Annotated in this window: 1 rRNA gene; it reads right to left on the bottom strand. The window is 50.4% G+C overall.

The window, feature by feature from the left end:
- A 23S ribosomal RNA gene (locus tag ATB02_RS25730) occupies nt 1-619 on the bottom strand; the annotation flags it as partial.
- Nucleotides 620-688 lie beyond the last annotated feature (69 nt).

Raw genomic sequence — 688 nt, forward strand, 5'->3', positions numbered from 1 at the left:
CCCCTATTCGGTTAACCTTGCTACAGAATATAAGTCGCTGACCCATTATACAAAAGGTACGCAGTCACCCCATAAAGAGGCTCCCACTGCTTGTACGTACACGGTTTCAGGTTCTTTTTCACTCCCCTCGCCGGGGTTCTTTTCGCCTTTCCCTCACGGTACTGGTTCACTATCGGTCAGTCAGGAGTATTTAGCCTTGGAGGATGGTCCCCCCATATTCAGACAGGATACCACGTGTCCCGCCCTACTCATCGAGCTCACAATATGTGCATTTTTGTGTACGGGGCTGTCACCCTGTATCGCGCGCCTTTCCAGACGCTTCCACTAACACACACACTGATTCAGGCTCTGGGCTCCTCCCCGTTCGCTCGCCGCTACTGGGGGAATCTCGGTTGATTTCTTTTCCTCGGGGTACTTAGATGTTTCAGTTCCCCCGGTTCGCCTCATTAACCTATGGATTCAGTTAATGATAGTGTGACGAATCACACTGGGTTTCCCCATTCGGAAATCGCCGGTTATAACGGTTCATATCACCTTACCGACGCTTATCGCAGATTAGCACGTCCTTCATCGCCTCTGACTGCCAGGGCATCCACCGTGTACGCTTAGTCGCTTAACCTCACAACCCGAAGATGTTTCTTTCGATTCATCATCGTGTTGCGAAAATTTGAGAGACTCACGAACAACT

Origin of the sequence: Escherichia sp. MOD1-EC5189 (assembly GCF_002966045.1) — a bacterium.
GTDB classification, from domain to species: Bacteria; Pseudomonadota; Gammaproteobacteria; order Enterobacterales; family Enterobacteriaceae; genus Escherichia; species Escherichia coli_F.